The organism is Marinobacter sp. H13, assembly GCF_059072335.1.
This window is the reverse complement of the sequence record NZ_JCACRU010000001.1, coordinates 3,713,728-3,738,861: the sequence shown is the minus strand read 5'-3', so window position 1 is coordinate 3,738,861 and position 25,134 is coordinate 3,713,728. Positions and strand designations below refer to the sequence as shown.

Here is a 25,134-nt window from a genome sequence, read left to right as displayed (position 1 = left end):
TATAATATCGGCCATGAATTCAACGGCTTCAGCTTCTTCTCCCGGTACACTTTCCTCCTCGGCTCTGGCCGAGGAGAATGCACTGTTGCGGGAGCAGGTCCAGATCCTGCAGCGCCAGTTGGACTGGTTCAAGAAGCAGCTGTTCGGCCCCAAATCCGAGAAGCAGGTGGTCGATCTGCCCGGGCAGGACAGCTTGTTCCAGCCAGAGGAGGCACCGCGACCGGAACAGCCTACCGATGAAGAAAAACGCACTATTAAGGCTTACCAGCGCGGCACCGGCAAGAAGCAGCGGGACGACGATTGTCTGAACGACACTGGCCTGCGCTTTACTGCCGGGGTGCCGGTGGAAGTCATTGAACACCTGCCACCGGAGCTGACCGGTCCGGACGCCGACCAGTACGACATCATTGGCACTAAAACGACTTATCGCCTGGCCCAGCGCGCCTCCAGCTATGTGGTGCTCAAGTGTGAGCGCCCGGTGTTCCGTCGTAAGGGCACTGACTCAAAACCTGTGACGACGCCAGCGCCGTTCAACGTACTGGACAACAGCCTGGCCGACGTCAGCCTGCTGGCCGGGCTGCTGGTGGATAAGTTCCAGTTCCACCTGCCGCTGTATCGTCAACACCAGCGCATCCAGCAAGCCGGTATTACCGTTAGTCGCAGCACCCTGACCCATCTGGTCAAGCGCGCCATCGACCTGCTTCGGCCCATCGTGGCTGCCCAGACCGATAACGTATTGCGCAGTCGGGTGCTGGCCATGGACGAAACGCCCATCAAGGCTGGCCACCAGGGCCGGGCAGGCCCGCAAAAAGGCAAGATGAAATCCGGCTGGTTCTGGCCGCTGTACGGCGATGCCGACGAAGTGGTGTTCACCTACTCGAACAGTCGGGGCCGACTGCACATCGAGGAGGTTCTGAACGATCAGTTCAGCGGCACCCTGATCAGTGATGGCTACGCGGCCTATGCCCGCTATGCCGCTGCCCAGGAGAACGTCACCCACGCCCAATGTTGGGTGCACAGTCGCCGTTACTTTATCGAGGCTCAAAAGGATCACCCGGAGACCGTCACCGAGGCCCTGCAACGGATCGCCAAGCTCTACCAGAATGAAGAGACCATCAAAGCTCAAGGGCTGACCGGCGAGAAGAAACGCCAGTACCGCCTGGATCACTCCAAGCCGGTGGTCAGCGACTTCTTCCAGTGGTGCCGGGATCAACTGGAGCAAGGCGGTCTGGTGCCCAGCGATCCGCTGACCAGGGCTCTGAACTACGTGCTCAGTCGGGAAGTCAGCCTGACGGTGTTCCTGGAGAACCCGGACGTGCAGCCGGACACCAACCATCTGGAACGGGCCCTGCGCCCCATCCCCATGGGCAAGAAAAACTGGATGTTCTGCTGGACCGAACTGGGCGCAGAACACCTGGGGATCATCCAGAGTCTGATCAGCACCTGCAAGCTGCACGATATTAACCCCTACACTTACCTGGTGGACGTGCTGCAACGCATCAGCCTGCATCCAGCCAAAGAAGTGGCAGACCTGACGCCAAGACTCTGGAAGCTGCGGTTCGCGGATAAGCCACTGAGATCCCTGATCGATCCACGCCATCCTGACCGCCAGAACAGAGAGCCGGAGGCCCCCTTCCATGCGCATTGAAGATCTCAGCATCGATCAGTTACTGGAACTGAACCGGTATATCTGTCAACGCATCGATGAACTGCAAGATCAGGAAAACCTGCAAGCGTTGAGCCAGTTGCGGGTGGGGCTGAAAGTGACCTTCGAAGGCCGGGAAGGACCGGTGTTGGGGATCGTCACCAAGATCAACCGCAAGAGTGTGATCGTGCTGGGTGAGGATGGCAGGAAGCAGTACAAGGTCTCGCCGGAGTTATTAAGGCCCCTCCGTGACGTGAAGTAGGTCAACTACGTCGTGGAATGAACGTGTATGGACTCCTCCTCTATTGCAAGCACTTTGTCTGATCGCGACTAAGGTACGACTGCCTACGTGTATTCGGTCTCTTTAATGATGCCGTCCCTGTAGGCATCGGACCCTGATGGGCTATCCGCGCACTGGTTCCCAATCGCTTACACGAGCTCAAGGCTCCACGTTCATTAGGGGTTTCCCAGCGCCGGTTCGACCTGTTCGCCATCAATCAAAATGCCATGCAATCGTGGTGTTGGACGTCTCCTGAAAAGTTGCCGGTTGTTACCCTGGCACACTCAGCCTTGCAGCTACCCACTCAAACTCCTGCCGCTGAGAGCCCTTCGTTATAGGCTTCCTCGTTGTGTACCAGCGCCCAGGCAATACGGGCTGTTTTGTTGGCCAATGCCACCGTTGCCACATTGACATGCTTCCGGGCGGCAAGGGCTTTGAGCCAATGACTCAGTCCGTCGTCTTTGCTCTCAACATGACGCAACACGGCCCGTGCTCCGTGAACGAGCAGCTTGCGCAGGTAACTGTCGCCGCGCTTGCTGATCCCTAACAGACGATCCCGTCCCCCGGTGCTGTGCTGTCGAGGTGTCAATCCAAGAGAAGCGGCAAAGTCTCGTCCTTTGCGGAAGGCCTTCCCGTCGCCCAGGGCACCTGCCAAGGCACTGGCTGTGAGCGGCCCCACGCCGCGTAATGTCATTAAGCGCTTTGCTACAGGATCCTGCCTGACACTCTCAGTGATCCGGTCATCAAGGGCTGTGATGCGATCATCAAGATGCCGGAGGTCCTCGGCCAACCCATTGAGCAGAATGCGGAAACTATCGGTAAGCTCGCTCTCAGCATCTTCAAGCCAGCCTGGTAAGGCCCGGCGCAGCTGCTGGATGCCCACTGGCGCTACAATACCGTACTCGCCCACTAAACCCCGGATCTGGTTGGCCTTGGCCGTGCGCTGCCCCACAAGCTCTTCCCGGATCCGATGTGCAGCCTGAATATCCTGCTGAGCGACCGTCTTTGGAGCGACAAATCGCATGTTCGGGCGACTCATGGCTTCGCAGATTGCCTCCGCGTCTACTCGGTCGTTCTTGTTGCTCTTGACGTAAGGTTTGACAAATTGGGCGGCAATCAACCGAACATGATACCCCCGCTTCTGGAGTTCCCGAGCCCAGTGGTGTGATGACGCGCAGGCTTCCATACCAATCTCGGCGCCGGCCGGTACTTTTCGGCTGAGGGCATCAAGCCACTTGCTGCGAGAATACTTGCCTTGCCATCGAGTTTGGCCGTGACGGTCTACGCCGTGCACGTGGAAAACTGATTTGGCAATATCAACACCGACACGGATAATGTTCACTTGGGCTTCTCCTCATCTTCATGATGGTTGGCTAATCACTCACCATTTTGCCACGTAGATGCCGGTGAGGTGAGGAGGAGTCCATCCCATTGCTTACATGCCGCCTACAGCTTGCGTAGGCACCGGCTGCAACGCCAGCCGCTCACTGAAACGCTTACGGTAGGCCGGGTCTTTACGCGAACGCAGCAGGAAATATAACAGCAATACAGGCGTGAGCAGCAGCAACGCTGTTGAATACAATACTTTAATCATGGGTGTTTACAACACAACAAAGTACGTCAGCCCCATCAATTAGTAACAGGTAATAGCTCATGCCAGCGATGCTCCGCATAAGGCTTCTTGCTATTCAACACACCACCACTAATAACTTTTAGATAGCACTGCTGATAAGCCGCAGCCATCGTCAGGTTATTAAATCGGGTTTTAGCGTAGTGATGACAGGCTTCGCGATCATACTTGCTACTGTCTTGCATCACCGATGCAAGCTCACTGTAACTTGACGACAGAAAGCCAAGCTCTGGCTGGGTGATGATTTCAGGAATTGCACCATACGGCGTTGCAAAAACAGGAGCTCCCAAATATAAAGACTCAATAATGGCAAGACCAAAAGGCTCGTGCCAGCGGACCGGAAATAACAGCCCCCGTGAATTACGCACCAACTTGTTTTTAACTGCGCCCCCCACCATGCCGTTAAAACGTAAATGCCAATCAGGATGGAAATAAAAGCCTCTGCTACTGAGGCTAAATCGGACACCACCTAATATCTGTAACTTGACACCCGCTTGCTTTGACACAGCCACTGCGCCACTGAGGTTTTTTATCGGCCATTTGGCCTTGCCCAGAAAATGGAAATAATTCTGTGGTTTACCTAAATGCGGCTGGCCATATTCGGTCCAGTCCAGACCGTTGTGTATGAAACACTCCGCATTGTGGTTGTTAGCGTGGCGTGCACTTAAAAACACTGTATTTTGGCCATAGCTACGGGCATGTTCTGCATTACCATGCTCAGTACTAATATAAGGCACATCTAACTCACCATCAAAGGGCTGGTGAAAATGCACTATATCGGGCCAGCCGCCTATCTGCTCACGCATAGACTTTGTCGCATCATACCGAGCAGCATTCTTTGGTAAGTCTGGAGCGTCCCCCCACAACAAACGTACCTCGTGACCAGACGCCTGTTGCGCAGTTAATAAGCCCCAGACAATACGCTCAGTTCCACCGTAATCTCGAGCAGGCAAAGACAATTTACTTTGCAGTACGTGCAGAATTTTCATTTTAATCGTCCTCTCTGCAGAGCATCGGCATGTTGTTTACCGGCAAGCTGTTGGTATTCAAACAATTTTGCCTCTTTTAGAAAAGCATACATAGCTTCAATATGCGCATGCACAAGCCCCCGCTTACCAGACAGAAACATTCTTTGCAGAACATAGGATTTGACAAAGGTAAGAGGGAAAATAAAGCAGAGTTTAATCAGAGATGGTCTTTTACGTTTTTCAAACTTTTCAAGCGCTTTGAGCGAAGAGTACTTATTCTTTTTTTGCATCAGTAACTCTGTGGTTCCGTAACCAAAATGCGTAACCAGCCCCTGCACTTTGACAGTCGATACCCCTTTTGCCAACACCAGATTTTCATGAACTTTTCGATCAAGTGGGTACTGCGCCTGACTTCGCCGGAACACGCGGACTATAGAACGTTTGCCTGAATACGGCGACATGGGCTCGCCCCAAAAAACATCCTCAAAGTACAAGCGCATGGCAATGTCTTCGCTCTGTTCGTACAGTTTCCGAATATGTGTTATCACCTCAGATGAAAGTATTTCGTCGCCATCAACATTAATTACCCAATCATACTGGCACAATGACATGGCAAAGTTTTTTTGCTTAGCAAATCCCAGCCAGTCCTGATGAACTACTTTAGCACCTTTTGCCCTGGCTATTTCCTGAGTGCCATCTGTACTGCCCGAATCAACCAGAATAATTTCGGCAAAGTCCTGCAAAGCATCCAAAACGGATGCTATGTGCGCTGCCTCATTACATGTCACCAGAAAGGCACTTATGGGTAATTTTTCAGCAGACTTTGTCATTGCTGTTTTGCCTTATGCTCAGCCTGTAAAGTAACCAGTGCAGCGTATTTATTAAAACCGTATTGCCCCAAAATAATGGCCATCAAAAAGCCTCTCCACCCGTCTAAAAAACCAAGATGTAACAAATATTGCTGCAAGAAGTCGGTAAAAAAACGTAGCACTGCAAACGCCAGGCTACTCCTTTTTCCTTTGGCATATTTTTCTTCAGCCAGTAAACAGGCATATTTCAGGTGTTTTTCCTGTGCATGATGATAACTGCGCCAACTGTGGTGAATAATGGCAGACTTAAGCGTACGACTTTTCTCATTTGGAATAAGCAGCGTTTCATGCACTTGGCGGTTCTTAAAACTCACACCGGTCTTTAAAAATAATTTACCCTGCGGCGAGGAATAACGACCATGCTTCAGCAACTTACCAAAAAAGTAAGTATGCCAAGGCATTTTAAATAAATTTTCCTGCAAATCTGGTTCAGACAAGACAGCATCAATTTCTGCTTTAAGGGCATCAGTCATGACTTCGTCAGCATCGATGTTTAATACCCAATCATGCTCACACCAGGTTAAAGCGCGATTACGTTGAGGGCCAAAGCCCGGCCAGTCAGTCTGATAAACCTTGTCTGCATACTGTTGTGCTATAGCTACAGTATTATCCTTACTGCCCGAGTCCAATACGATTAGCTGATCTACCCAACCAGAAAGCGATTGCAAACAACGCTCTATCCGATCTTCTTCATTACAGACAATCACAAAACAGGAAATTTTTCTCGTTCTCATGGCTATTTTGTCCAAGTATCACACTACGCTGCTTCATTGACGCCTTAATCGAAAAGCGCCAGTACTCTCGCATCAGGTTGCCGCTGAATAAATGCCAACAACCGCTCAAATACCTGCTTTGGCGGCAAGCGTGTTTTACTGCCCACCACACAGAATAACCCCGGATTGTCGGCTGCGAAGCTATCCGCCACCTGCCACTGCTCATAGGGGTGAGAGTCGTGTATCAACATGAGCTGCGGCACTTTACTGGTGCCTGCAATCACATGAAACTGCTCTAACAGCTGATGCTTTAGCGCACACAGATAATATAGCGAATATTCGGTCCACTTTAGCTGCAGGTAACGGCCCAGCCACCAGTTGCGTGGGTCTGTAGGGTTGTGTAATGAGCACAACCTGTCAGCCCAAGTTAACTGTCTGTTTTTTGGTTTTAAATCCTGCATCAACTGTTGGCTGATGGTTTTTGCCATCAACGCCGGTGTCACTGTCATACCTACTCCTTTCGGGCCGATATTTGCACTGATACCTAACAGCCGGGCAGACGAACGCCACCATTTCGGATGCTGTGCCCTTGGCTCATACTGCAACAACGCCTTGCCCTCGGGTAGTAACAATAATTCTGTTAACGGCTTTAAGCAGACCACATCGGCATCCAATGTCAGATAGAACTTATTAGACACTTTATTTGCAATCGCTATTTTGACCAATTGCTGCTTACGCCAGCCGCGCATCTTAGGGTATTTTTTCAGCTCCGGCAGCAACTCGTCTTCAGAAATGACGATTATATTTAACCCTTGCCAACAGGCATATTCATGTCTGACCAATTCCACTTCATACCCGGGCACGACAACAAACAATTCGCTAATCAACCCCGCCGGCAAAAAAGTGCTGAGCGACGTAAAAAGAATGTGCGCCCGCTTTAAGTCGTTGACATCATAACTGCCACTGGCTTTCAGGGGCAAAACGGCGCTAATCGCCATAAAAACTCCTCTATAATCACACCGGCCCTATCCAGGGATAATTTTGTGTCACAGTGAAAGGCGGCGTAGCCTACCCTAACAGGCTGTTGAAAAATCTGGTTTTCCTGAATGCTACGACTTTTATAACAAGTGCGCCTTAGTAAAATTTATCTTGGTATTTCTCGATGCTTCAGCACCAATAATCTTTCTGCAGCAAGTCTTGTTCAAAATTTGATCAAAACACTCGTAAATGTCAGCTATCAAAGCCCTTACTAATCAGAAACAAAGTAAGCGAACATCACCCGGCGATATACGCCAGGTCCGGATGACCGAAAAAAGACTTCAATAACCGGGGTAGTTTCTGTAACCGCCGAAGTTGTCGATAAACGATATTCCGAAGTTGGTCTTTGCTGTTTATGATCTTTTTTCCGACGTGGTGGTATTTGATGTAGCCCCAAACGGACTCATCAGGATTCAGTTCCGGTGAGTAAGGCGGCAGGAAGAACAGCTTGAGCTTGCCGTTGAGGCCCTCCACGTATGCCCGGACCCGGCGGGCATGGTGCACTGGATGGTTATCCAGAATCAGGAATATCGGCTTTTCGGCGTCTTGTACCAATGCTTTGAGGAACCCAATGAAGGCGTCCGTATTCATTGTCCCTTCAATGGTTTTGAACCGAAGCTCTCCACGGGGGGAAATGGCAGAGATCATATTGATGCTGAAGCGACTACCGGTATTGCGAATCACCGGCGTTTCTCCGATGGGCGCCCAGGTAGTGCCACTATGGTAGTCAGAACGTATGCTGGCCTCATCACCAAAATAGATGGTGGCGCCGACCTTCTTGGCTTCTTTGCGAATCTCTGGGTAAGTTTCCTCTTTCCACTGCTTTACAGCCTCTGGCTTCTGCTGGTACGCCCGGTGCAGTGGCCTTTGCGGTGTCAGCCCCAGGTTGCGAAGCAGGCGACCGACAGAGACATCACTGAGTCGAACGTTGAACTTTTGCCGGATCAACTCCCGTACCCGACCCCGGGTCCACAAGGCAAAATCGAACTTCAACTGGTCCGGGGTAAAGGTGGTAATCCAGGTGTAAAGCTCCCGAATCTGTTCGCCGCTAAGCTTTTTCGGACGCCCGGGAATCTCTTTGGCCTTCAGTGCGTCAAACCCACCTTCACGGAAAGCAGCCAGCCATTCATAGATACGGGCCCGACTCATACCCAGGGCTTTGATGACAACTTCAGGACTTTCACCATCCATAACCTGTTGGACAGCACGAATGCGAAGAGCTTCCAGAGTTTTATGATCCAGTTTACGACCGTCAGTATGGCGCATGAGTAGGCAACTCCGATAAGGTCGGTTGAACAATGCCTACATTATAAATGATGTCCGCTTACTTTTGTACTTCTTAGTAATTGCCCTTTCAGACAATCAACACCTTCAATCGGGTCAAATTATAGGCAGCCGCCGTAAAGCGGAAGATCCAAGAGACCTTGGCTCGCCCAACATGACGAAGTTTTCTCATCAGCCCTATATCTTTCATCAAGCCGAAGCACTCTTCAATTCGCTTGCGTTTGACTTGGCTGATTTTATAGCCCTCGGTGCCCGTCGTTCGTTTATCAATGCAGCTACGCAAGGACTTGGCAGCTACGTGTGGGGTAATGCCCAAGCCACGACTACCCTCAACAAATTCCAGGGTGTCGTAGCCTTTATCGGCACCTACGGTTCTTCCGGGACGTGTTCCCTGTTTTGCCAACATCGTGGTACCCGCATCCCACTCTTTACTTGTGCCAGCTTCAGTGACTTCAGCCTCTACGATCAGTCCGTTTCGATTTTCCGTCAGGATGTGCCCCATGTGACACAGCTTTGACTCTTTCCCTTTGCCCTTGCGAAACAGCTTTGAGTCCGGATCTGTGCTTGATTGATGGGTCTCGTTGCTCCGCTTCTGGCCATGAAAGTTTTGACCATCACTGTCGTCGTCACCACCGTCATCTTTCGGCTTAAAAGATTTGACCGAGGCGCAGGCCTCCAGCAAGGTGCCATCCACGCTGAAATGATCTTTCGACATAAGCTGACGGGCGCTCGCTTGCCTCTTGATGGCATCGAAGAACAGCTCGTCGATCTCACTGGCAAGAAGGCGATCCCGGTTCTTTGAGAACACCGAGTGATTCCATACCTTGTCATCCATAGACAACCCAACAAACCAGCGGAACATCAGATCGTAGTCCAGGCGTTCCATCAGTTGACGCTCTGACCGGATCGTAAAGAATATCTGAAGAAGTAGTGCCCGAATCAACTGCTCTGGGGGGATCGACGGACGGCCAACAGCCGAATACATCTCAGAAAACGCAGGTTCAAGCTCGATCAACGCCTGATCGACTATTCCGCGCACCTTTCTGATGGGGTGCGACGTAGGAATTCGACTCTCGAGGTCAACATAGCTGAAAAGTGCCGCTTGAGTTTTGGATTGTCCCCGCATCGTCATTGCCCTTTGTAAACGGATGCGCTATTTTCTCATAAATCGGGTTTTTCAACAGCCTGCTAACCCGGATTTCTCATGAAGGGATAAAAAGAAGCGGCTAAAAGTGCTATAGTTTCAAGAACCTAACCAATCCACCAAGCACCAGTAGCCGCATCCAGAATGGTACCTCAAAAACTGACCTTCTCGCCACTTTCCCGCCGCCAGATTGAAACCGACTTCTCCGGAGGCCATATCACCTCCGATGCCGGCTTGCTGTTACTGCGCGAAGTCGACAAACAACACCGGTTAACCCAACGGCTGGCCGAGACTCTGACCGACCAGCGGGATCCCCGGATGATTCGTCATGAGCTCAAGTCCCTGGTCCGGCAACGGGTCTACGGTGTGGCCGGTGGCTACGAAGATCTGAATGACCATGAAGCCCTGCGCTTTGATCAGGCGCTACAAACCGCCACGGGTAACGCCTCCGCTCTGGCTGGCAAATCCACGCTGTGCCGAATGGAACAGGCAATGGACCGGCAAACCATTGTGAAGGCCCATGAGCTGCTCTGGCACCACTTTATTGAACAACACGAAGAGCCGCCGAAGGAAATCGTGCTGGATTTTGACGGCACCGATATCCCGGTGCATGGGGATCAGCCGGGTAAATTCTTTAACCGGTATTACGACCATCACTGCTACTTCCCGCTTTACGTCTTCTGCGGCCGGCACTTGCTGGTGAGCTACCTGCGCACCAGCAACCGGGGTGATGCCCGGCACAGTTGGGCCATTCTGGCGCTGCTGGTGCGATTTATTCGCCAGTATTGGCCACAGACCCGGATCGTATTCCGGGGCGACTCCCACTTCAGCAAGCCCCGACTGCTGGCCTGGTGCGATCGCAACCAGGTGGATTACATCGTAGGCATGGCCCGCAACCAGCGGCTGGAGGCGCTTGCCGCCCCAGCCATGGACAAAGTCCGGACCTACTACGAGGCTCATGGCCATAAGCTCGCCAGCACCTTCCGCTTCCGCTACAAAGCCCGAAGCTGGCATAAGCCACGCTGGGTGGTTGCGCGCCTGGAATATGGCCCTCAAGGCCCGAACCCCCGGTTCGTTATCAGCTCCCGCTACGATGACGGATTCAAGCTCTACTACGAACAGTATTGCGCACGGGGTGATATGGAGAACCGGATCAAGGATCAACAACTGGATCTGTTTGCCGGTCGCACCTCCAGCACACACTGGTGGACCAACCAGTGGCGGCTGATCTTATCCGGCTTCGCCTACACCCTGTTCGAGCGTTTGCGGGTGCATCTGAAAAACACGCCCTTCGAACGTATGAGTGCCGGCACCTTGCGCTTGAAGCTGATCAAGGTTGGCGCAGTCATCATCCGCAACACCCGCCGAATACGGGTGTTTATGAGTGATAGCTATCCACACAAGAACGATCTCTCAGCACTGGTTCAGCGCTTGGTGCCCCAGTAGATAATCGGGCTCCCCCGGCCCGATACCAATGGGGGAACGGGGGAGTTGTGCCTGAATGCCGGAAACTGGCTAAATAATCGCCAACTTCGACCATGACCACTCGGATCTGGCACTACCAGTGCTTGGTCTGCGAAGGTTGTTGGAGCACTATGAGAAATCCGGGCTAAGCGCAATCCGGTGTAAAAAATTCTTTTGCAATAGCTAAGATCCGTTAGAATAACCTCACTTAATCAGTGATTCGAGCTTAATATGCCCAATTTAACGCAAAGTTTTCTGGATAGCCTGCAACGTCATCGTGATGTATTTGCCATAGTAGAAGCCTATCATGACGCTGCTATGCAGCTGTTAGAAGCCGTGCAGAACTGCTTAAAGCAAGGCGGCAAAGTGGTTTGGATGGGTAACGGCGGCAGCGCTGCAGATAGTCAGCATTTGGCAGCCGAATTTATGGTGCGCTATAAAGCCGAGCGCGACCCGTTGGCCTCAATTGCCTTAACCACTGATACGTCTATTCTTACGGCCCATGCCAATGACTACCATTTTGACAGCGTATTTGAACGTCAGGTACGAGGCCTGGTGCGGCCACAAGATGTCGTAATTGGCCTGACAACCTCTGGCAAAAGCCCGAATATCAATCTAGCACTACAGGCCGCTAATGAGCTTGGTGCATACACTGTGGCGCTGACCGGCCGCGACGGGGGCCTGGTAAAAGATATTGCCAAGCTATCTATTATCGTTAAAAACGATGAAACCGCCCGTATTCAAGAGGTGCATATGTTTATTGGCCACTGGCTGTGTGAAGCCCTGGACATGGCTATTGTAGGACGCAACTAATGATCGACCTAAGCCTGCTGCAAAATTTGTCTTCTGCTTCTGTACTGGTAGTAGGTGATGTAATGCTGGACCGCTATTTTAATGGCGACTCACAGCGCATTTCACCTGAAGCACCGGTACCAGTGGTGAAAATAAGCAAAATTGAAGACAAAGCCGGCGGTGCGGCCAATGTGGCACGCAATATTGCACACTTAGATGGCAAAGTGGCCTTACTAGGCATTATTGGCGATGACAGCGCTGGCGACTCTTTACAACAGCTACTAGCCAGCGAGCAAATCCATTCAGAATTAATCCGGCAACAACAGAAACCGACTATCGCCAAAATGCGGGTGGTGTCACGCCAGCAGCAAATTGTGCGGCTGGATCAGGAAGACAGCTTCAGCAGCGCTGACGCGAAATTACTGGCCGATCGCTTTGCTGCCGTATTCAGCCACTATGATGTAATAGTATTTAGCGATTACTACAAAGGCTCGTTGCAACATATTACAGCTATGATTGCTTTGGCAAAAGCAGCCGGGAAAACAGTGTTAGTTGACCCCAAGCAAGCCGACTTAGCGGTTTATGCAGGCGCCGATGTGATTACGCCCAATTTAGGCGAATTTAAAACGGCAGGTGGCAAAACCGGCTCTGTCGACGAGATGCTAAGCTCAGCCCGCGAGTTAATGCAAAAAGCCGGCTTGGCATCCATTTTATTAACTCGCAGCGAACAAGGCATGAGCCTGATAACGCCGACCGAACACCATCATTTTCCGGCACAAGTACTGGAAGTAAGCGACGTAACCGGTGCCGGCGATACCGTTATCGCCACCTTAGCCGTAATGCTAAATGCTGGCATGTCGTTACCTGATGCCACTCAGCTGGCAAACTTAGCTGCTGGCATCGTGGTGGGTAAAGTAGGTGCCGCTACCGTATCGCCAGAAGAGCTTGCGGCTAAGTTGAACAAGGACTTATTTCGTCAGGGCGACTTTTACCAGACGCCTTTTGATAAAGTGCTGCAGCATATTCAGTTTGCCCGGCAAAACGGCGAGCGTATTGTGTTTACTAATGGCTGCTTTGATATATTACACGCCGGCCATGTCCGCTATTTAGCACAGGCCAAAGCACTGGGCGACAGGTTAGTGGTCGGCCTTAATTCAGATGCTTCAGTACGTCGGTTAAAAGGCGAACAACGTCCTATTAATAGCTTGGAAGACCGCGCTACGGTATTAAGCAGCCTTGCCAGCGTAGACTGGGTAGTGCCTTTTGGCGATGATGCAGCAGAACAGGATACGCCGTTAAAGCTTATCAGCAGCATTTTGCCCGATGTGTTGGTTAAGGGCGCCGATTACAGCATAGACACTATAGTAGGTGCAGATGTCGTGCTCGCCAACGGTGGCGAAGTGCAGGTATTAACCTTTGTCGATGGCCGCTCTACCAGCAAAGTAATCCGCAAAATCCAGGATTTGCAGGGAAATAGCTAAGTGCCTAAGCCGTTAACGTCCATTTGTATTTTGAGGTTATCCGCTATTGGTGATGTCTGTAATGCAGTGTCTGTAGTGCAAGCTATTCAGTGTCAGCATCCTCAAGCTCAGATCACCTGGGTGATAGGCAAAGTAGAAGCACGATTACTGGAAGGTTTACCTGGAGTGCGGTTTGTCGTGTTTGATAAAAGACAGGGCAAGGCTGCTTACCGCCAACTGAAACAGGACTTACAACACGACCATTTTGATGTGCTGTTGCATATGCAGGTGGCTTTTCGCGCTAATCTGGCCTCTTTGTGTATCAAGGCGCACAAAAAAATTGGTTTTGACTGGCATACGGCCAAAGAGCTACATGCGCTTTTTATGCGCCACCGTATCATACCCTCACCACGCAGCCATGTGCTGGATGGCTTTAGCCAATTTGCCAGAGCCATAGGTGTGTCAGAGCACTTACTAACGCAGCCGCCTAAATGGCAGTTACCTATACCGGAAAGCGATGAGCAATGGGCAAAGCAGCAACTGGCCGCCGTGGCGAATTCACGGGTATTGATCATCAGCCCCGCGGCATCTAAAGCCGAGCGCAACTGGCTGCCAGAGCGTTATGCTGATCTGGCAGATTATGCCCATACCAAAGGCTTTGCAGTGATATTGTGTGGTGGCCCCACGGAGCTTGAACGCACATTAAGCCAGGCCATTTTGGCAACGGCTAAGCAGCCGATCACAGACCTGACAGGTCAAACCAATTTAAAACAACTGCTGGCCCTGCTAAAACACGCTAGTGTAGTATTAGCACCAGACACTGGCCCTACCCATATGGCGGTCGCGGTCGGCACGCCAGTTATCGGGCTTTATGGCCATAGCAATCCGGATCGCACCGGGCCTTATTTATTTCGTCAGTATGTGGTAGAGGTGTATCATTCATCTTTGATCGCGCAACAGGGTAAAACCGCAGCACAGCTTAAATGGGGCACCCGCGTTAAAGGCAAAGATATTATGCAAAAAATAACGGTCGATGCTGTTATTGCGATGTTCGATAAAGTCGTCGCCGAGCAGCAGTTATGAACCACACACAAAAAGCCGCATTTTTGGACAGAGATGGTGTTATTAACATCGACCATGGCTATGTCAGCAGCCCGGAGCAGTTCGAGTTTATCGATGGTGTATTTGACGCTTGTCGCCACCTGCAGCAGCAAGGTTATTTACTGATAGTGGTGACAAACCAATCAGGCATTGGCCGCGGTTATTATAACGAGCAGCAGTTTGCAGCGCTGACCCAGTGGATGACAGCACAATTTGCACAGCATGGCGTTAGCATCACAGAAGTGTTTTTTTGCCCACATCATCCGACTAATGCCATAGCCCCTTACCAAATCGATTGCCAATGCAGAAAACCTGCACCGGGCATGTTGTTACAAGCCCTAGAAAAATATCAGATTGATCCTGGCCAAAGTCTTATGTTGGGCGATAAAAGAGCCGATATGCAAGCAGCAAGAGCCGCCGGCATTAAACGCAAAGTGTTAGTGCTGTCTGGTCAGAGTGTGAGCGAAGAAGATAAGGCCAGCGCCGATGAAGTCTGGCCTTCTATTAAAACCGCGTTAACTGCCTTGTAAACAGCCTGGCAGCCGACACAGTTACAGCGCCGCTAACATCACCTCAGCTTTGCTCACTTCAAAGGTTTTTGGCGCTTCAACGTTTAACAGTGTTACCACACCGTTTTGAACAACCATGGCATAACGCTGTGAACGGGTACCGCCAAAATCACCGGTTTCCATGGTCAGCCCAATGGCTTTATGAAAGGCCGCGCCGCCGTCGGCTAAAAACATAATTTCTTCAGCGTTCTGGCTTTTGGCCCAGGCATTCATCACAAACGCATCGTTTACTGCAGTACAGATAATGGCATCAATACCCTTGGCTTTAATTTGGTCAGCCAGGGTAATGTAGCCCGGCAAATGCGCAGCAGAGCACGTGGGTGTAAAAGCGCCTGGCACGGCAAACAGCACTACCTTTTTATTGGCAAACACCTGGCTGGTGGTTGGGTTCATTACGCCTTCTTTGGTCAGCTGCGAAAAGCTCACTTCAGGCAGTTTATCGCCGACTTTAATCATCTTGGTCTCCCCACGAGTTTCATTAGTTATTAAAGGTGTCGTTATTTATTAAATATCGGGTATACGGATTTAATGGTTGATGGGGCACCTTCACCCCATCAATCTGATACCACCCTCAGATGGTTGATAGATCGACTCCGTAGTTGAGTTCCTCTGCGAAGTCCGGCAGTCCGTAACCGATGGTTTTCTTGTAGAAAGGAGAGACCTTCGCAGTCGGTGCCTTCTTCTTGTGCTTCGTGGTGTAGAGCATTCGTGCCCGCATCACCTCGAAGGAGTAACCGCGCCCTTCACGGTTCTTGTCCTTGGCCAGTCGGTTGATGGACTCCGTGTAAGCGTTGGTGACGGGCATGTCCGTCTCGAAGTAGGTCATGGTCTCTTCGCGCCAGTTTCCCACTGCCCTGACCAGATCGCTCCAGACTTCCTTTTGGCCCTTCGGGATGGTGGCTATCCACTCGTCCAGGGCGGCTTCTGCCTGGAGCCGTGTGGTGGCGTCCCAGATGCCGTAGAGTAAGCAATGGGATGGACTCCTCCTCACCTCACCGGCATCTACGTGGCAAAATGGTGAGTGATTAGCCAACCATCATGAAGATGAGGAGAAGCCCAAGTGAACATTATCCGTGTCGGTGTTGATATTGCCAAATCAGTTTTCCACGTGCACGGCGTAGACCGTCACGGCCAAACTCGATGGCAAGGCAAGTATTCTCGCAGCAAGTGGCTTGATGCCCTCAGCCGAAAAGTACCGGCCGGCGCCGAGATTGGTATGGAAGCCTGCGCGTCATCACACCACTGGGCTCGGGAACTCCAGAAGCGGGGGTATCATGTTCGGTTGATTGCCGCCCAATTTGTCAAACCTTACGTCAAGAGCAACAAGAACGACCGAGTAGACGCGGAGGCAATCTGCGAAGCCATGAGTCGCCCGAACATGCGATTTGTCGCTCCAAAGACGGTCGCTCAGCAGGATATTCAGGCTGCACATCGGATCCGGGAAGAGCTTGTGGGGCAGCGCACGGCCAAGGCCAACCAGATCCGGGGTTTAGTGGGCGAGTACGGTATTGTAGCGCCAGTGGGCATCCAGCAGCTGCGCCGGGCCTTACCAGGCTGGCTTGAAGATGCTGAGAGCGAGCTTACCGATAGTTTCCGCATTCTGCTCAATGGGTTGGCCGAGGACCTCCGGCATCTTGATGATCGCATCACAGCCCTTGATGACCGGATCACTGAGAGTGTCAGGCAGGATCCTGTAGCAAAGCGCTTAATGACATTACGCGGCGTGGGGCCGCTCACAGCCAGTGCCTTGGCAGGTGCCCTGGGCGACGGGAAGGCCTTCCGCAAAGGACGAGACTTTGCCGCTTCTCTTGGATTGACACCTCGACAGCACAGCACCGGGGGACGGGATCGTCTGTTAGGGATCAGCAAGCGCGGCGACAGTTACCTGCGCAAGCTGCTCGTTCACGGAGCACGGGCCGTGTTGCGTCATGTTGAGAGCAAAGACGACGGACTGAGTCATTGGCTCAAAGCCCTTGCCGCCCGGAAGCATGTCAATGTGGCAACGGTGGCATTGGCCAACAAAACAGCCCGTATTGCCTGGGCGCTGGTACACAACGAGGAAGCCTATAACGAAGGGCTCTCAGCGGCAGGAGTTTGAGTGGGTAGCTGCAAGGCTGAGTGTGCCAGGGTAACAACCGGCAACTTTTCAGGAGACGTCCAACACCACGATTGCATGGCATTTTGATTGATGGCGAACAGGTCGAACCGGCGCTGGGAAACCCCTAATGAACGTGGAGCCTTGAGCTCGTGTAAGCGATTGGGAACCAGTGCGCGGATAGCCCATCAGGGTCCGATGCCTACAGGGACGGCATCATTAAAGAGACCGAATACACGTAGGCAGTCGTACCTTAGTCGCGATCAGACAAAGTGCTTGCAATAGAGGAGGAGTCCATACACGTTCATTCCACGACGTTCTGCCACCCCGCTAAAATTCGCCCTAACCCGGATTTCTCATCTTGGATTCAAATCCGAAGTGCATCACTTGATGAGGTAGAAAAGGCGGCCAGCTGAGAGTATGCTTTGCCGCTTTTTCTCCGGCAAGAGATTAAGTGATGACCAAACCATACAGCCAGCTGACCTATGAACAAAGATGCCAGATTTATCTGCTAAATAAAAGCGGTTTAAGCCAAAGAGAGATAGCCAGCGCTGTTGATGTCAGCCAGTCAACCATCAGCAGAGAGCTTGCCAGGAACCGAGGAGAGCGGGGTTACCGGTTTCAGCAAGCGCACGCCAAAGCCGTTGAGCGGCGCCAGGAGGCCGTCAAATGCACAAAAATGACCCCCGAGATGGTAGCAGTCATTGAGCATAGGATTCGCCGGGAATGGAGCCCAGAGCAGATTTCTGGCTGGTTGCTCGAAGATCAAGACAAGCTCATCACCCATGAGAGCATCTACCTTCACATCTGGGCTGACAAGCGAGCCGGTGGAGACCTCTACACGTATCTACGTCGCCAGGGAAAGAAATACGACAAACGTCGAAACGGTAAGTCCACCCGGGGCCAGATCAAGAACCGGGTCAGCATAGACCAGCGCCCCCCGGTTGTTGAGGAGCGTTCACGAGTCGGTGACTGGGAGATAGACACCGTCATCGGAAAAGGCCACAGCGGTGCCTTGGTGACCATTGTAGAGCGAATGACAAAGTTTACTGTATCCGCTCAGGTCAACAGTAAGAGCGCGGCTGATGTTACCCGAGCAACCATCGCATTGCTTCGGCCCTACAAGGAAGCTGTGCACACCATTACGGCTGACAACGGCAAAGAGTTCGCCTATCATGAGCAGATCAGCAAAGCGCTTGACGCCGAGGTTTATTTTGCCAACCCGTACAGCTCTTGGGAGCGTGGGTTGAACGAGAATACCAACGGGTTGTTGCGTCAGTATTTTCCCAAAGACACGAACTTGAAGCTGGTCACCAAAAAGCAGGTCAAGCACGCCACGGACCGGTTAAACAGCCGTCCGAGAAAAACATTGGGGTTCAAGACTCCCGATCAACTGATGCTCGACCACATGAGCAGACTAGCAGCATAGGTGGTGATGCACTTCAGAGTTGAATCCAAGATCTGAATTTATTGCGGCGCTTAGATAATGACCGTTTCAACTTTGCTTTTTTCCGAAGCCATTGGCCCTTCAGGCTTTCTCTAAAAATTCTTAGCTCTTCTTCGACAGGAAAGGTTGCGCACAATTTTGCATTGCTGCCAGCATCGTCTGACAGATTTGACAGGGCTTTTTCTAGCACTTCGGGAAGAATTAGAGAATCTCTCCAGAAATGCAGAAGATAAGGTTCGAGGCTTTTGGTTTCGAACTGCTTAGTTGCCTGTAACGAGACGGCTATCTGTTCGACCCAGCTGTTGTGGGGAAGGAAATCCAAAATTTGATCACACGTTTCCAATGTTTCAGAGAAAAACGCGCGATTTCCTTCAGGGATTCCTATGGCTCCTGAGTTCCACATTTCCCATGGGGGAGGGAAGTTTTGGCTGAGTGAAGGGTTTTCTGATAAAAGTGTAAAATAATCAGGGTGGTTTCGAATGGAAACTTTTCCTTCGAGCTGATGCATCCAACACATTTTTGGATTTTCCGCTAGTTCCCTCAAGGCGGGTGAAGGGGTTTTTATCCACTGTGTGTCGCAATCTACAAAAAGTATGGGACCGCTAGACATGGACTGGGCGTGGCGTAATATTTCGAGTTTGACTCGATGGGTGTACTGGTGTTTTCCTTTATACTGTCTAATTTGCTCAGGACTAATGGTTCGAGCCGTTATCAATTCGTGCCTAGGGACCCAGGTGTCATCGTCGGTGTAAACTATAATTCCAATTGAGTTGTCTGGCTCTTCCTTTAGCCAGTAAAGCAGAGAGTACAGAGAGAAGATTGCTTGCTTGGTGTACTTTTGGCCGCCGTGTGCTAGATAAACGATATTCTTTGATTTCATTGTTTTGGTTCCGGTTCACTGTTGGAATCTTTTGCTGGTTGTCAGGAGTGGTGAGTGTTTCTCAGTCTCAATTTGTATGGAGCCTAAAGTTTCATCCGCCTATGTGTCAACCTGAATCCATACACTGGCTCGATGAGTTAAACTCTATTTCAGAGCTCGAGATTCAGGAGCATTACCATGCCCAAGCCACAATCAGAGCTGCCCGAGAATCAGGTGACTCCCAACCCCGGACTGGAGAAGCGCACCCGGCGGCAGTTTAGCACCGAGTATAAGCTGAAAATCCTGGCCGAAGCCGACGCCTGCCAACATGGCGAAATCGGCGCCCTGTTGCGCCGAGAAAAGCTCTTCAGCAGTCAATTAACCACCTGGCGTCGCGAGCTGGCCGCTGGAGGTGCCGAAAAGCTGTCCAAAACCGCACCGGGGCCGAAAGCCTCCAAGTCCGCTGAACAAAAGCGTATTGACCAGCTTGAACGCGAGAACGAGCGCCTAAAGAAGAAGCTGGCGGTGACCGAGGACTGCGTATCGCTCCAAAAAAAGCCTTGTCGATGCTCGATCACACGAACAATGGGAGCGAGCAATGATTAGCGTTATTGAGCAGCGCCCGCCTCGGCTTCCACTGGCCACTGCGTGTGAGGCACTGGGCCTCAATCGCAGTACGGTCTACGCCTGGCGCTCCGGCACTAACAAACCTTCAGACCCAGCGGCACGGTGGCGCAAGCAAGCGCCGCAACCGAAGGCCTTGTCTGGCGCTGAGCACCAGGCGATGCTGGACACGGCGTTTAGCGAGAAGTACCGGGACCAGCCTGTCTACGAGATCTATCATGACCTGTTGGATAATGGCGTGTACATGGCGTCGCTGAGCACCTGGCACCGGGTGCTGCGCAAACACAACGCCAGCGGCGAGCGGCGCCCCCAGCGGGCGCCTCAGAGCCACGCCATCCCGCGTCTGAGCGCGAGCGAGCCGAATCAGGTCTGGAGCTGGGATATCACCAAATTACCGACACGCCGGCGCGGCGAGTACCTCAACCTGTATGTCGTCTTGGACCTGTTCAGCCGCTTTATCGTTGCTTGGATGATCTCACGCAAAGAGAACGCGGCGCTAGCTCAGCAGCTGATGAGCGAGGCGGCTCAGCGCTACGACATCCGCCCAGGCAGCCTGACGCTACACCAGGACCGAGGCGCACCAATGATCGCGCACAGCTACCTGGATCTGATGGCCGAACTCGGCGTGACCTGTAGCCACAGTCGTCCGCGCGTGAGCAATGACAACGCCTTTAGCGAAAGTCAGTTCAAGACCAGCAAATACCAGCCCGATTATCCGGGGCGCTTTGACAGCGTTGCCCACGCCCAGCAGTGGGTCAAAGACTATGTCCAGTGGTATAACCACGAACATCACCACAGTGGGCTGGCGGGCTTTACGCCGGAGCAGGTCTTTACCGGCCGTTACCTGGCAATCGCCCAGCAAAAACAACAGGCGCTTGATGCGCAGTTCGACGAGCATCCCGAGCGCTTTGTACAGGGTCGCCCAACGGTCGTCTTGCCGCCAACGACGGTCTCTATCAATCCGGTTCAGCCGGATGAGGACACCGGAGCGGTGAGCACGGCGGTAAACTTCCCGACGCTACCGTCGGCGAAACACACAGCCAGAGAATCGACATTAACTGATTAACTGACTGTCCGAATCAGGTTGACAGGTTCCCTCCCACTTCAGCAAGCCCCGACTGCTGGCCTGGTGCGATCGCAACCAGGTGGATTACATCGTAGGCATGGCCCGCAACCAGCGGCTGGAGGCGCTTGCCGCCCCAGCCATGGACAAAGTCCGGACCTACTACGAGGCTCATGGCCATAAGCTCGCCAGCACCTTCCGCTTCCGCTACAAAGCCCGAAGCTGGCATAAGCCACGCTGGGTGGTTGCGCGCCTGGAATATGGCCCTCAAGGCCCGAACCCCCGGTTCGTTATCAGCTCCCGCTACGATGACGGATTCAAGCTCTACTACGAACAGTATTGCGCACGGGGTGATATGGAGAACCGGATCAAGGATCAACAACTGGATCTGTTTGCCGGTCGCACCTCCAGCACACACTGGTGGACCAACCAGTGGCGGCTGATCTTATCCGGCTTCGCCTACACCCTGTTCGAGCGTTTGCGGGTGCATCTGAAAAACACGCCCTTCGAACGTATGAGTGCCGGCACCTTGCGCTTGAAGCTGATCAAGGTTGGCGCAGTCATCATCCGCAACACCCGCCGAATACGGGTGTTTATGAGTGATAGCTATCCACACAAGAACGATCTCTCAGCACTGGTTCAGCGCTTGGTGCCCCAGTAGATAATCGGGCTCCCCCGGCCCGATACCAATGGGGGAACGGGGGAGTTGTGCCTGAATGCCGGAAACTGGCTAAATAATCGCCAACTTCGACCATGACCACTCGGATCTGGCACTACCAGTGCTTGGTCTGCGAAGGTTGTTGGAGCACTATGAGAAATCCGGGTTAGCACCGTTGCCGGGTAAATGCCTGCTTCACAGCCCAGCTGCTGTCCTCACACAACATCGAATAAAAAAGGGGTGTGGCCGCAACGTGCTCACACCCCTCACTGTAGTTTTCATCCGCCTCATCCGTGAGCTTCTATCGATGGCCGCCAATATGTGTTGTTTCCGAGCCGCCCAAAACCGATTGGCTGGCGCTTTCGATAGGCCTTCCGCTGATTGTCAGCCATGGCACTCTGGGCATCGGCGTCCCGAACATAACGGGCAAGCGTCATCGCAGGGCTGACACCGTAGCGAGCACCGGGCGAGGCACAGGTCCAAATGTGCCGGAGTGCAAGAGCCGCATCAGGGTCTACCTTGTCAAGATAAGCCAGGCCGTAGGCGCAGGCCTCTAAAGTCATGTCGGCATGGTCGCACAACCTTGCAGTTGCTGTCGGCTTACCCCACGTATCATAGGTGTAGGTCTTGCCAATATCGTGCAACAAACCAGCGACGAAACCGAGTTCCTGAAGTTCTCGTGGCATGTCTGGTTCATTGGTCTTCGTCATGACCACTACGTTCTTCGCCACGTCCAAGGAATGAGCCAGCAGCCCGCCAGGCTCGTTATGATGGTAATTCCTGCTCGCCGGAGCTTTTAGAAAGACTTCCAGCCTGTCACGGCGCTCCAATACTCGCTTAATGAACATCTGTAACGGGGCTGACTGCAAAGACCGAACCGCAGCCACCAGCTGATCCAGTGCCTCCGGTCTCGGACAGAACGTCCGTGGCAAAGTCTGCAATGCAGGCAAGCCGGCAACGTCTGCCTGCAGCGGGCGGCGGATATCGGTCAGCAGGATCTCACTTTCCTCCGCACCCACACACACCTGCCCTTTGACCACGACCAGATCCATGTGGCCCAAGTGCTCTGGAATCAATATAGAACCAATTACCGCCAGAACCACGATGTCGCTGGCACAGCTGCTCAACCGAAGTTTCAGATACGGAATGCCTTCATCATCAAAACAGGCAACACGCCCCGTCAGTCGGTAGGTGCCTTTAAAAGTTTCCTGCATCAACGGGCGTAGATCATTCAGTTTCATCACCTACCTCCTTATCGTTTTCGATGACCCGACTCTGAATCAGTCGCTCAAAGGCGCTGCCATCCATGCGAGTCAGGTTCGGGATATAGCGGGAATACACTTTAAACAGCATTTCCGTTGAGGAATGGCCCAGAGTGCGGGCGACCCATTCCGGGTTTTCTCCCGACGCGAGGAGTAGCGTCGCAGCTGTATGCCGGGTCTGGTAGGGTCTGCGTTTCTTCAGCTTGAGGTGTTCCAACAAAGGGTACCAAACACGCTTGGTCACGTTATTGTGGTCCAGCGGCTCTCCCAGCCGGTTACAAAATACGAACTTGCTGAGTTTGCCGGTTGCCTCGTACTGGGATTTGAGTGCCTGGTACACGGGGCCAAACATTGGAATTTCCCTTTGTGAGCCGTCCGTTTTTGTGTATTCGGTTTGGCCGTGGATAAGTGTTTCACGTACCAGGATTTCCCGCTTTTCAAAATCCACGTACTCCCACTTGAGGCCATCAACCTCCCCCGTTCGCATGCCGGTGTAAAAACGCACCAGGTAATAGTTGTGGTAATCCTCTCTGACCGTTTCGAGAATCTTTTCTACCTCATTCAGGGAGAAAGGCTCGATGTGTACCCTCTGCTGCTTGAGCGGCTTTATGTTCAGATAGGGATTCGTGAAGTCAAACCGCTCAGCCGCCTCCGTTAGAATCATCCGCAAAATGGTCATGTGGCTGTTGATGGTTTTGGGCGCCATCAAGCCACTGGCCCCTCTTCCTTTCCGCCGAGCCATCTTGTTACGAGCGGCCAGAATATCCGGCTTGGAAATCTCGCCTACCCGTTTATCCTTGAAGGCTGGCTTGAGAGAACTGGCCAGGATGGATTCCACGTTGCGAGTGTGGGAGTTCCGCCACTGGATTTTGGATTCGAGGAACCACTGGTCAGCGAAGTCTGCGAACAAAGGAGTATCAGACGCCCTGCCATTTTCTGAGGTATTAGTTGCCCCAGAATTTGCTTGGCTGGCCTGGATCTTCTTGAGATTACGACTATCAGGAAAATACTCCGCATAGTTGAAGTCACCCAAGAGAATCATGGCCTCAACTTTCTGCAAAAGTGCGTTTACACGCTTTCGGTTTTGAGGCGTGTCCATCAAGGCCGTTTGCTCCCGACAGCGGTGACCTGCGTACATAAAGTCCAAATACAGCTTTCCGGTTTCTTTCCTTGTCCTGACCTTACCCATGACAAACCACCCCGCTCGCCATGGGAATAGCCAAATGCTCATGCTCCCTGGCACCGTCTAACATTTCCTTTTCGACCTCCTCCCAAAGAAAAAGAATCTTGCGGCGGCCGAACGGCTTGATGTAGTGCTTGCCCTCAAGGAGAACCGTGTCTTTCAGACACTGGCGAATGGTCCGGCAGTCATATTTGATTCGACCAGCCAGCTCTTCAGTGGTCAGATAGGTGTAAGAGTTTTCCATCGAAATATTCCTTCCGCTGCGATATTCTAAATCAACAAAAGACATTCCCTATATCAGAATGCCATCCTGAATGACATTTTAGACAACAAAAGGACATTTGCAAGAGCTTTTTGCCATTCTGGATAACATTTTTTCATTAAGGATAATTTAGAGATGATTCGATGCCACCTGGCCCGCATCATGGGCGAGCACAAAATGAAAATCGTAGATGTGGCGCGAGAGACCGGCCTGAACCGCAACACGGTGACTCTGCTGTATAAAGAGACCGCTCAACGGATCGATCTTGATGCGCTCGACAGACTCTGCAAATTATTCAAATGCGAGGTCAGCGATCTGCTGGAGTTTCAGGAAGACCAGTGAGCAACAATTAAAGGCAACTGGGGTAATGCCAGAGAAGAGGTTGCCAAATGAGGGTTGACCAGGCTATACGCAGCGAGGTTACCCAACCTGTGACAGCAAAAGACTTACGGTCAATCTCACCGAACCATCCAAATGGGGCGTCACAAAGATTGGCACAGATATGTCACATATTCGTCACAGGGAAGTTTGGCGGCCCCAAACGCAAAAAAGGCAGATCAGTAACTAACTGATCTGCCTTTCTTTTTTATGGTAGCGGGGGCAGGATTCGAACCTACGACCTTCGGGTTATGAGCCCGACGAGCTACCAGACTGCTCCACCCCGCATCAAAACTGGTTGTTTACCGGGCTACCCCGATCAACGTGCGCGTATATTAAGGATTGG

25 protein-coding genes, 1 tRNA gene and 2 pseudogenes are annotated in these 25,134 nt (G+C 52.2%); 13 read left to right on the top strand and 15 right to left on the bottom strand.

Going from position 1 to position 25,134, the window contains the following annotated elements; genetic code table 11:
• The first annotated feature begins 13 nt into the window (after positions 1-13).
• Complete coding sequence (gene tnpC / locus AC5JQH_RS17405; protein ID WP_493805788.1) at positions 14-1,648, top strand: IS66 family transposase; 1,635 nt, start codon at positions 14-16, stop codon at positions 1,646-1,648.
• A complete protein-coding gene (locus AC5JQH_RS17400) occupies positions 1,638-1,907 on the top strand; it encodes a hypothetical protein (RefSeq protein WP_493792056.1) in 270 nt (89 codons plus the stop codon). The genes tnpC and AC5JQH_RS17400 overlap by 11 nt, the downstream gene beginning before the upstream one ends.
• A 322-nt stretch (positions 1,908-2,229) precedes the next feature.
• Here AC5JQH_RS17400 and AC5JQH_RS17395 read toward each other — a convergent pair whose 3' ends face one another.
• The 8 genes from AC5JQH_RS17395 to AC5JQH_RS17360 form a co-directional block, all read right to left on the bottom strand.
• Positions 2,230-3,267, bottom strand: coding sequence for an IS110 family RNA-guided transposase (locus AC5JQH_RS17395; RefSeq protein ID WP_200205258.1), 1,038 nt, complete (start codon positions 3,265-3,267; stop codon positions 2,230-2,232).
• Between the two features lie 93 nt (positions 3,268-3,360).
• Positions 3,361-3,519 (bottom strand): hypothetical protein, encoded by a 159-nt coding sequence (locus tag AC5JQH_RS17390; protein ID WP_205622664.1) that lies wholly within the window; start codon positions 3,517-3,519, stop codon positions 3,361-3,363.
• A 35-nt stretch (positions 3,520-3,554) separates the two neighbouring features.
• Positions 3,555-4,544 (bottom strand): glycosyltransferase, encoded by a 990-nt coding sequence (locus AC5JQH_RS17385; RefSeq protein WP_105933634.1) that lies wholly within the window; start codon positions 4,542-4,544, stop codon positions 3,555-3,557.
• Positions 4,541-5,353, bottom strand: a complete 813-nt coding sequence (locus AC5JQH_RS17380; protein ID WP_333972939.1) for a glycosyltransferase family 2 protein — start codon at positions 5,351-5,353, stop codon at positions 4,541-4,543. The genes AC5JQH_RS17385 and AC5JQH_RS17380 overlap by 4 nt, the downstream gene beginning before the upstream one ends.
• Positions 5,350-6,126: a glycosyltransferase family 2 protein gene (locus AC5JQH_RS17375; protein WP_027951216.1), complete on the bottom strand. Its 777-nt coding sequence runs from the start codon at positions 6,124-6,126 to the stop codon at positions 5,350-5,352. Before AC5JQH_RS17375 ends, AC5JQH_RS17380 begins: the two co-directional genes overlap by 4 nt.
• A 44-nt stretch (positions 6,127-6,170) precedes the next feature.
• A complete protein-coding gene (locus AC5JQH_RS17370) occupies positions 6,171-7,103 on the bottom strand; it encodes a DUF6492 family protein (protein ID WP_493805787.1) in 933 nt (310 codons plus the stop codon).
• Positions 7,104-7,380: 277 nt separating this feature from the next.
• Positions 7,381-8,409 carry an IS630 family transposase gene (locus tag AC5JQH_RS17365; RefSeq protein WP_287498697.1) on the bottom strand — a complete coding sequence of 343 codons (1,029 nt, stop codon included), beginning with the start codon at positions 8,407-8,409 and terminating at the stop codon, positions 7,381-7,383.
• 88 nt (positions 8,410-8,497) lie between these two features.
• Entirely contained in the window at positions 8,498-9,553 is a 1,056-nt protein-coding gene (locus AC5JQH_RS17360; protein WP_493805786.1) for an IS5 family transposase, read from the bottom strand.
• Positions 9,554-9,715: 162 nt separating this feature from the next.
• Between AC5JQH_RS17360 and AC5JQH_RS17355 the strand changes: the two genes are divergently transcribed.
• The 5 genes from AC5JQH_RS17355 (at position 9,716) to gmhB (ending at position 14,918) form a co-directional block, all read left to right on the top strand.
• Positions 9,716-11,017, top strand: a complete 1,302-nt coding sequence (locus AC5JQH_RS17355) for an IS1380-like element ISMaq3 family transposase (RefSeq protein WP_493805540.1) — start codon at positions 9,716-9,718, stop codon at positions 11,015-11,017.
• 249 nt (positions 11,018-11,266) lie between these two features.
• Positions 11,267-11,848, top strand: coding sequence for a D-sedoheptulose-7-phosphate isomerase (locus AC5JQH_RS17350; protein ID WP_027951275.1), 582 nt, complete (start codon positions 11,267-11,269; stop codon positions 11,846-11,848).
• A complete protein-coding gene (gene hldE / locus AC5JQH_RS17345) occupies positions 11,848-13,308 on the top strand; it encodes a bifunctional D-glycero-beta-D-manno-heptose-7-phosphate kinase/D-glycero-beta-D-manno-heptose 1-phosphate adenylyltransferase HldE (RefSeq protein ID WP_493792017.1) in 1,461 nt (486 codons plus the stop codon). Before AC5JQH_RS17350 ends, hldE begins: the two co-directional genes overlap by 1 nt.
• A gap of 75 nt (positions 13,309-13,383) precedes the next feature.
• A complete protein-coding gene (locus tag AC5JQH_RS17340) occupies positions 13,384-14,370 on the top strand; it encodes a glycosyltransferase family 9 protein (protein ID WP_493792016.1) in 987 nt (328 codons plus the stop codon).
• Positions 14,367-14,918: a D-glycero-beta-D-manno-heptose 1,7-bisphosphate 7-phosphatase gene (gene gmhB / locus AC5JQH_RS17335; RefSeq protein ID WP_027951287.1), complete on the top strand. Its 552-nt coding sequence runs from the start codon at positions 14,367-14,369 to the stop codon at positions 14,916-14,918. Before AC5JQH_RS17340 ends, gmhB begins: the two co-directional genes overlap by 4 nt.
• A gap of 21 nt (positions 14,919-14,939) precedes the next feature.
• Here the strand turns inward: gmhB and AC5JQH_RS17330 are convergent, their stop codons facing one another.
• Positions 14,940-15,413 carry a peroxiredoxin gene (locus tag AC5JQH_RS17330; protein WP_493792015.1) on the bottom strand — a complete coding sequence of 158 codons (474 nt, stop codon included), beginning with the start codon at positions 15,411-15,413 and terminating at the stop codon, positions 14,940-14,942.
• Between the two features lie 115 nt (positions 15,414-15,528).
• A pseudogene (locus AC5JQH_RS17325) lies at positions 15,529-15,918 on the bottom strand (transposase); the annotation flags it as partial.
• A 99-nt stretch (positions 15,919-16,017) separates the two neighbouring features.
• Between AC5JQH_RS17325 and AC5JQH_RS17320 the strand changes: the two are divergent.
• Together AC5JQH_RS17320 and AC5JQH_RS17315 are read left to right on the top strand one after the other, a co-directional pair.
• Positions 16,018-17,055 (top strand): IS110 family RNA-guided transposase, encoded by a 1,038-nt coding sequence (locus AC5JQH_RS17320; protein ID WP_200205258.1) that lies wholly within the window; start codon positions 16,018-16,020, stop codon positions 17,053-17,055.
• Positions 17,056-17,509: 454 nt separating this feature from the next.
• Positions 17,510-18,481 (top strand): IS30 family transposase, encoded by a 972-nt coding sequence (locus AC5JQH_RS17315; RefSeq protein WP_493792047.1) that lies wholly within the window; start codon positions 17,510-17,512, stop codon positions 18,479-18,481.
• Between the two features lie 13 nt (positions 18,482-18,494).
• On the opposite strand, the gene AC5JQH_RS17310 is transcribed toward AC5JQH_RS17315, so the two are convergent.
• A complete protein-coding gene (locus tag AC5JQH_RS17310; RefSeq protein WP_493805785.1) occupies positions 18,495-19,379 on the bottom strand; it encodes a hypothetical protein in 885 nt (294 codons plus the stop codon).
• Positions 19,380-19,556: 177 nt separating this feature from the next.
• Between AC5JQH_RS17310 and AC5JQH_RS17305 the strand changes: the two genes are divergently transcribed.
• From AC5JQH_RS17305 to AC5JQH_RS17295, 3 genes and pseudogenes are all read left to right on the top strand, one after another.
• Positions 19,557-19,964, top strand: coding sequence for a transposase (locus AC5JQH_RS17305; RefSeq protein ID WP_493792060.1), 408 nt, complete (start codon positions 19,557-19,559; stop codon positions 19,962-19,964).
• Complete coding sequence (locus AC5JQH_RS17300) at positions 19,957-21,048, top strand: IS3 family transposase (RefSeq protein WP_027951295.1); 1,092 nt, start codon at positions 19,957-19,959, stop codon at positions 21,046-21,048. Before AC5JQH_RS17305 ends, AC5JQH_RS17300 begins: the two co-directional genes overlap by 8 nt.
• 31 nt (positions 21,049-21,079) lie before the next feature.
• Positions 21,080-21,706: pseudogene (locus tag AC5JQH_RS17295) on the top strand (IS1380-like element ISMaq3 family transposase); the annotation flags it as partial.
• Positions 21,707-21,990: 284 nt separating this feature from the next.
• On the opposite strand, the gene AC5JQH_RS17290 reads toward AC5JQH_RS17295, so the two are convergent.
• The 3 genes from AC5JQH_RS17290 to AC5JQH_RS17280 are packed head-to-tail and all read right to left on the bottom strand — an operon-like array spanning position 21,991 to position 24,392.
• Positions 21,991-22,944: a TraI domain-containing protein gene (locus AC5JQH_RS17290; RefSeq protein ID WP_222447794.1), complete on the bottom strand. Its 954-nt coding sequence runs from the start codon at positions 22,942-22,944 to the stop codon at positions 21,991-21,993.
• A complete protein-coding gene (locus tag AC5JQH_RS17285; protein ID WP_144822321.1) occupies positions 22,931-24,154 on the bottom strand; it encodes an Arm DNA-binding domain-containing protein in 1,224 nt (407 codons plus the stop codon). The genes AC5JQH_RS17290 and AC5JQH_RS17285 overlap by 14 nt, the downstream gene beginning before the upstream one ends.
• The gene (locus tag AC5JQH_RS17280; protein ID WP_094625544.1) at positions 24,147-24,392 is read right to left on the bottom strand and encodes a hypothetical protein; all 246 of its coding nucleotides are present in this window, start codon (positions 24,390-24,392) and stop codon (positions 24,147-24,149) included. The genes AC5JQH_RS17285 and AC5JQH_RS17280 overlap by 8 nt, the downstream gene beginning before the upstream one ends.
• Positions 24,393-24,545: 153 nt before the next feature.
• Between AC5JQH_RS17280 and AC5JQH_RS17275 the strand changes: the two genes are divergently transcribed.
• Positions 24,546-24,752, top strand: coding sequence for a helix-turn-helix domain-containing protein (locus tag AC5JQH_RS17275; RefSeq protein ID WP_144822322.1), 207 nt, complete (start codon positions 24,546-24,548; stop codon positions 24,750-24,752).
• A gap of 247 nt (positions 24,753-24,999) precedes the next feature.
• Here AC5JQH_RS17275 and AC5JQH_RS17270 read toward each other — a convergent pair.
• Positions 25,000-25,076: transfer RNA gene (locus tag AC5JQH_RS17270), tRNA-Met, on the bottom strand.
• Positions 25,077-25,134 lie beyond the last annotated feature (58 nt).

What these genes read in the sequence shown, in the direction of transcription:
- tnpC (WP_493805788.1), top strand. Translation starts at nt 14, where the DNA reads ATGAATTCAACGGCTTCAGCTTCTTCTCCCGGTACACTTTCCTCCTCG.
- AC5JQH_RS17400 (WP_493792056.1), top strand. Translation starts at nt 1,638, where the DNA reads ATGCGCATTGAAGATCTCAGCATCGATCAGTTACTGGAACTGAACCGG.
- AC5JQH_RS17390 (WP_205622664.1), bottom strand. Translation starts at nt 3,519, where the DNA reads ATGATTAAAGTATTGTATTCAACAGCGTTGCTGCTGCTCACGCCTGTA.
- AC5JQH_RS17385 (WP_105933634.1), bottom strand. Translation starts at nt 4,544, where the DNA reads ATGAAAATTCTGCACGTACTGCAAAGTAAATTGTCTTTGCCTGCTCGA.
- AC5JQH_RS17380 (WP_333972939.1), bottom strand. Translation starts at nt 5,353, where the DNA reads ATGACAAAGTCTGCTGAAAAATTACCCATAAGTGCCTTTCTGGTGACA.
- AC5JQH_RS17375 (WP_027951216.1), bottom strand. Translation starts at nt 6,126, where the DNA reads ATGAGAACGAGAAAAATTTCCTGTTTTGTGATTGTCTGTAATGAAGAA.
- AC5JQH_RS17370 (WP_493805787.1), bottom strand. Translation starts at nt 7,103, where the DNA reads ATGGCGATTAGCGCCGTTTTGCCCCTGAAAGCCAGTGGCAGTTATGAT.
- AC5JQH_RS17365 (WP_287498697.1), bottom strand. Translation starts at nt 8,409, where the DNA reads ATGCGCCATACTGACGGTCGTAAACTGGATCATAAAACTCTGGAAGCT.
- AC5JQH_RS17360 (WP_493805786.1), bottom strand. Translation starts at nt 9,553, where the DNA reads ATGCGGGGACAATCCAAAACTCAAGCGGCACTTTTCAGCTATGTTGAC.
- AC5JQH_RS17355 (WP_493805540.1), top strand. Translation starts at nt 9,716, where the DNA reads ATGGTACCTCAAAAACTGACCTTCTCGCCACTTTCCCGCCGCCAGATT.
- AC5JQH_RS17350 (WP_027951275.1), top strand. Translation starts at nt 11,267, where the DNA reads ATGCCCAATTTAACGCAAAGTTTTCTGGATAGCCTGCAACGTCATCGT.
- hldE (WP_493792017.1), top strand. Translation starts at nt 11,848, where the DNA reads ATGATCGACCTAAGCCTGCTGCAAAATTTGTCTTCTGCTTCTGTACTG.
- gmhB (WP_027951287.1), top strand. Translation starts at nt 14,367, where the DNA reads ATGAACCACACACAAAAAGCCGCATTTTTGGACAGAGATGGTGTTATT.
- AC5JQH_RS17330 (WP_493792015.1), bottom strand. Translation starts at nt 15,413, where the DNA reads ATGATTAAAGTCGGCGATAAACTGCCTGAAGTGAGCTTTTCGCAGCTG.
- AC5JQH_RS17315 (WP_493792047.1), top strand. Translation starts at nt 17,510, where the DNA reads ATGACCAAACCATACAGCCAGCTGACCTATGAACAAAGATGCCAGATT.
- AC5JQH_RS17310 (WP_493805785.1), bottom strand. Translation starts at nt 19,379, where the DNA reads ATGAAATCAAAGAATATCGTTTATCTAGCACACGGCGGCCAAAAGTAC.
- AC5JQH_RS17305 (WP_493792060.1), top strand. Translation starts at nt 19,557, where the DNA reads ATGCCCAAGCCACAATCAGAGCTGCCCGAGAATCAGGTGACTCCCAAC.
- AC5JQH_RS17300 (WP_027951295.1), top strand. Translation starts at nt 19,957, where the DNA reads ATGATTAGCGTTATTGAGCAGCGCCCGCCTCGGCTTCCACTGGCCACT.
- AC5JQH_RS17290 (WP_222447794.1), bottom strand. Translation starts at nt 22,944, where the DNA reads ATGAAACTGAATGATCTACGCCCGTTGATGCAGGAAACTTTTAAAGGC.
- AC5JQH_RS17285 (WP_144822321.1), bottom strand. Translation starts at nt 24,154, where the DNA reads ATGGGTAAGGTCAGGACAAGGAAAGAAACCGGAAAGCTGTATTTGGAC.
- AC5JQH_RS17280 (WP_094625544.1), bottom strand. Translation starts at nt 24,392, where the DNA reads ATGGAAAACTCTTACACCTATCTGACCACTGAAGAGCTGGCTGGTCGA.
- AC5JQH_RS17275 (WP_144822322.1), top strand. Translation starts at nt 24,546, where the DNA reads ATGATTCGATGCCACCTGGCCCGCATCATGGGCGAGCACAAAATGAAA.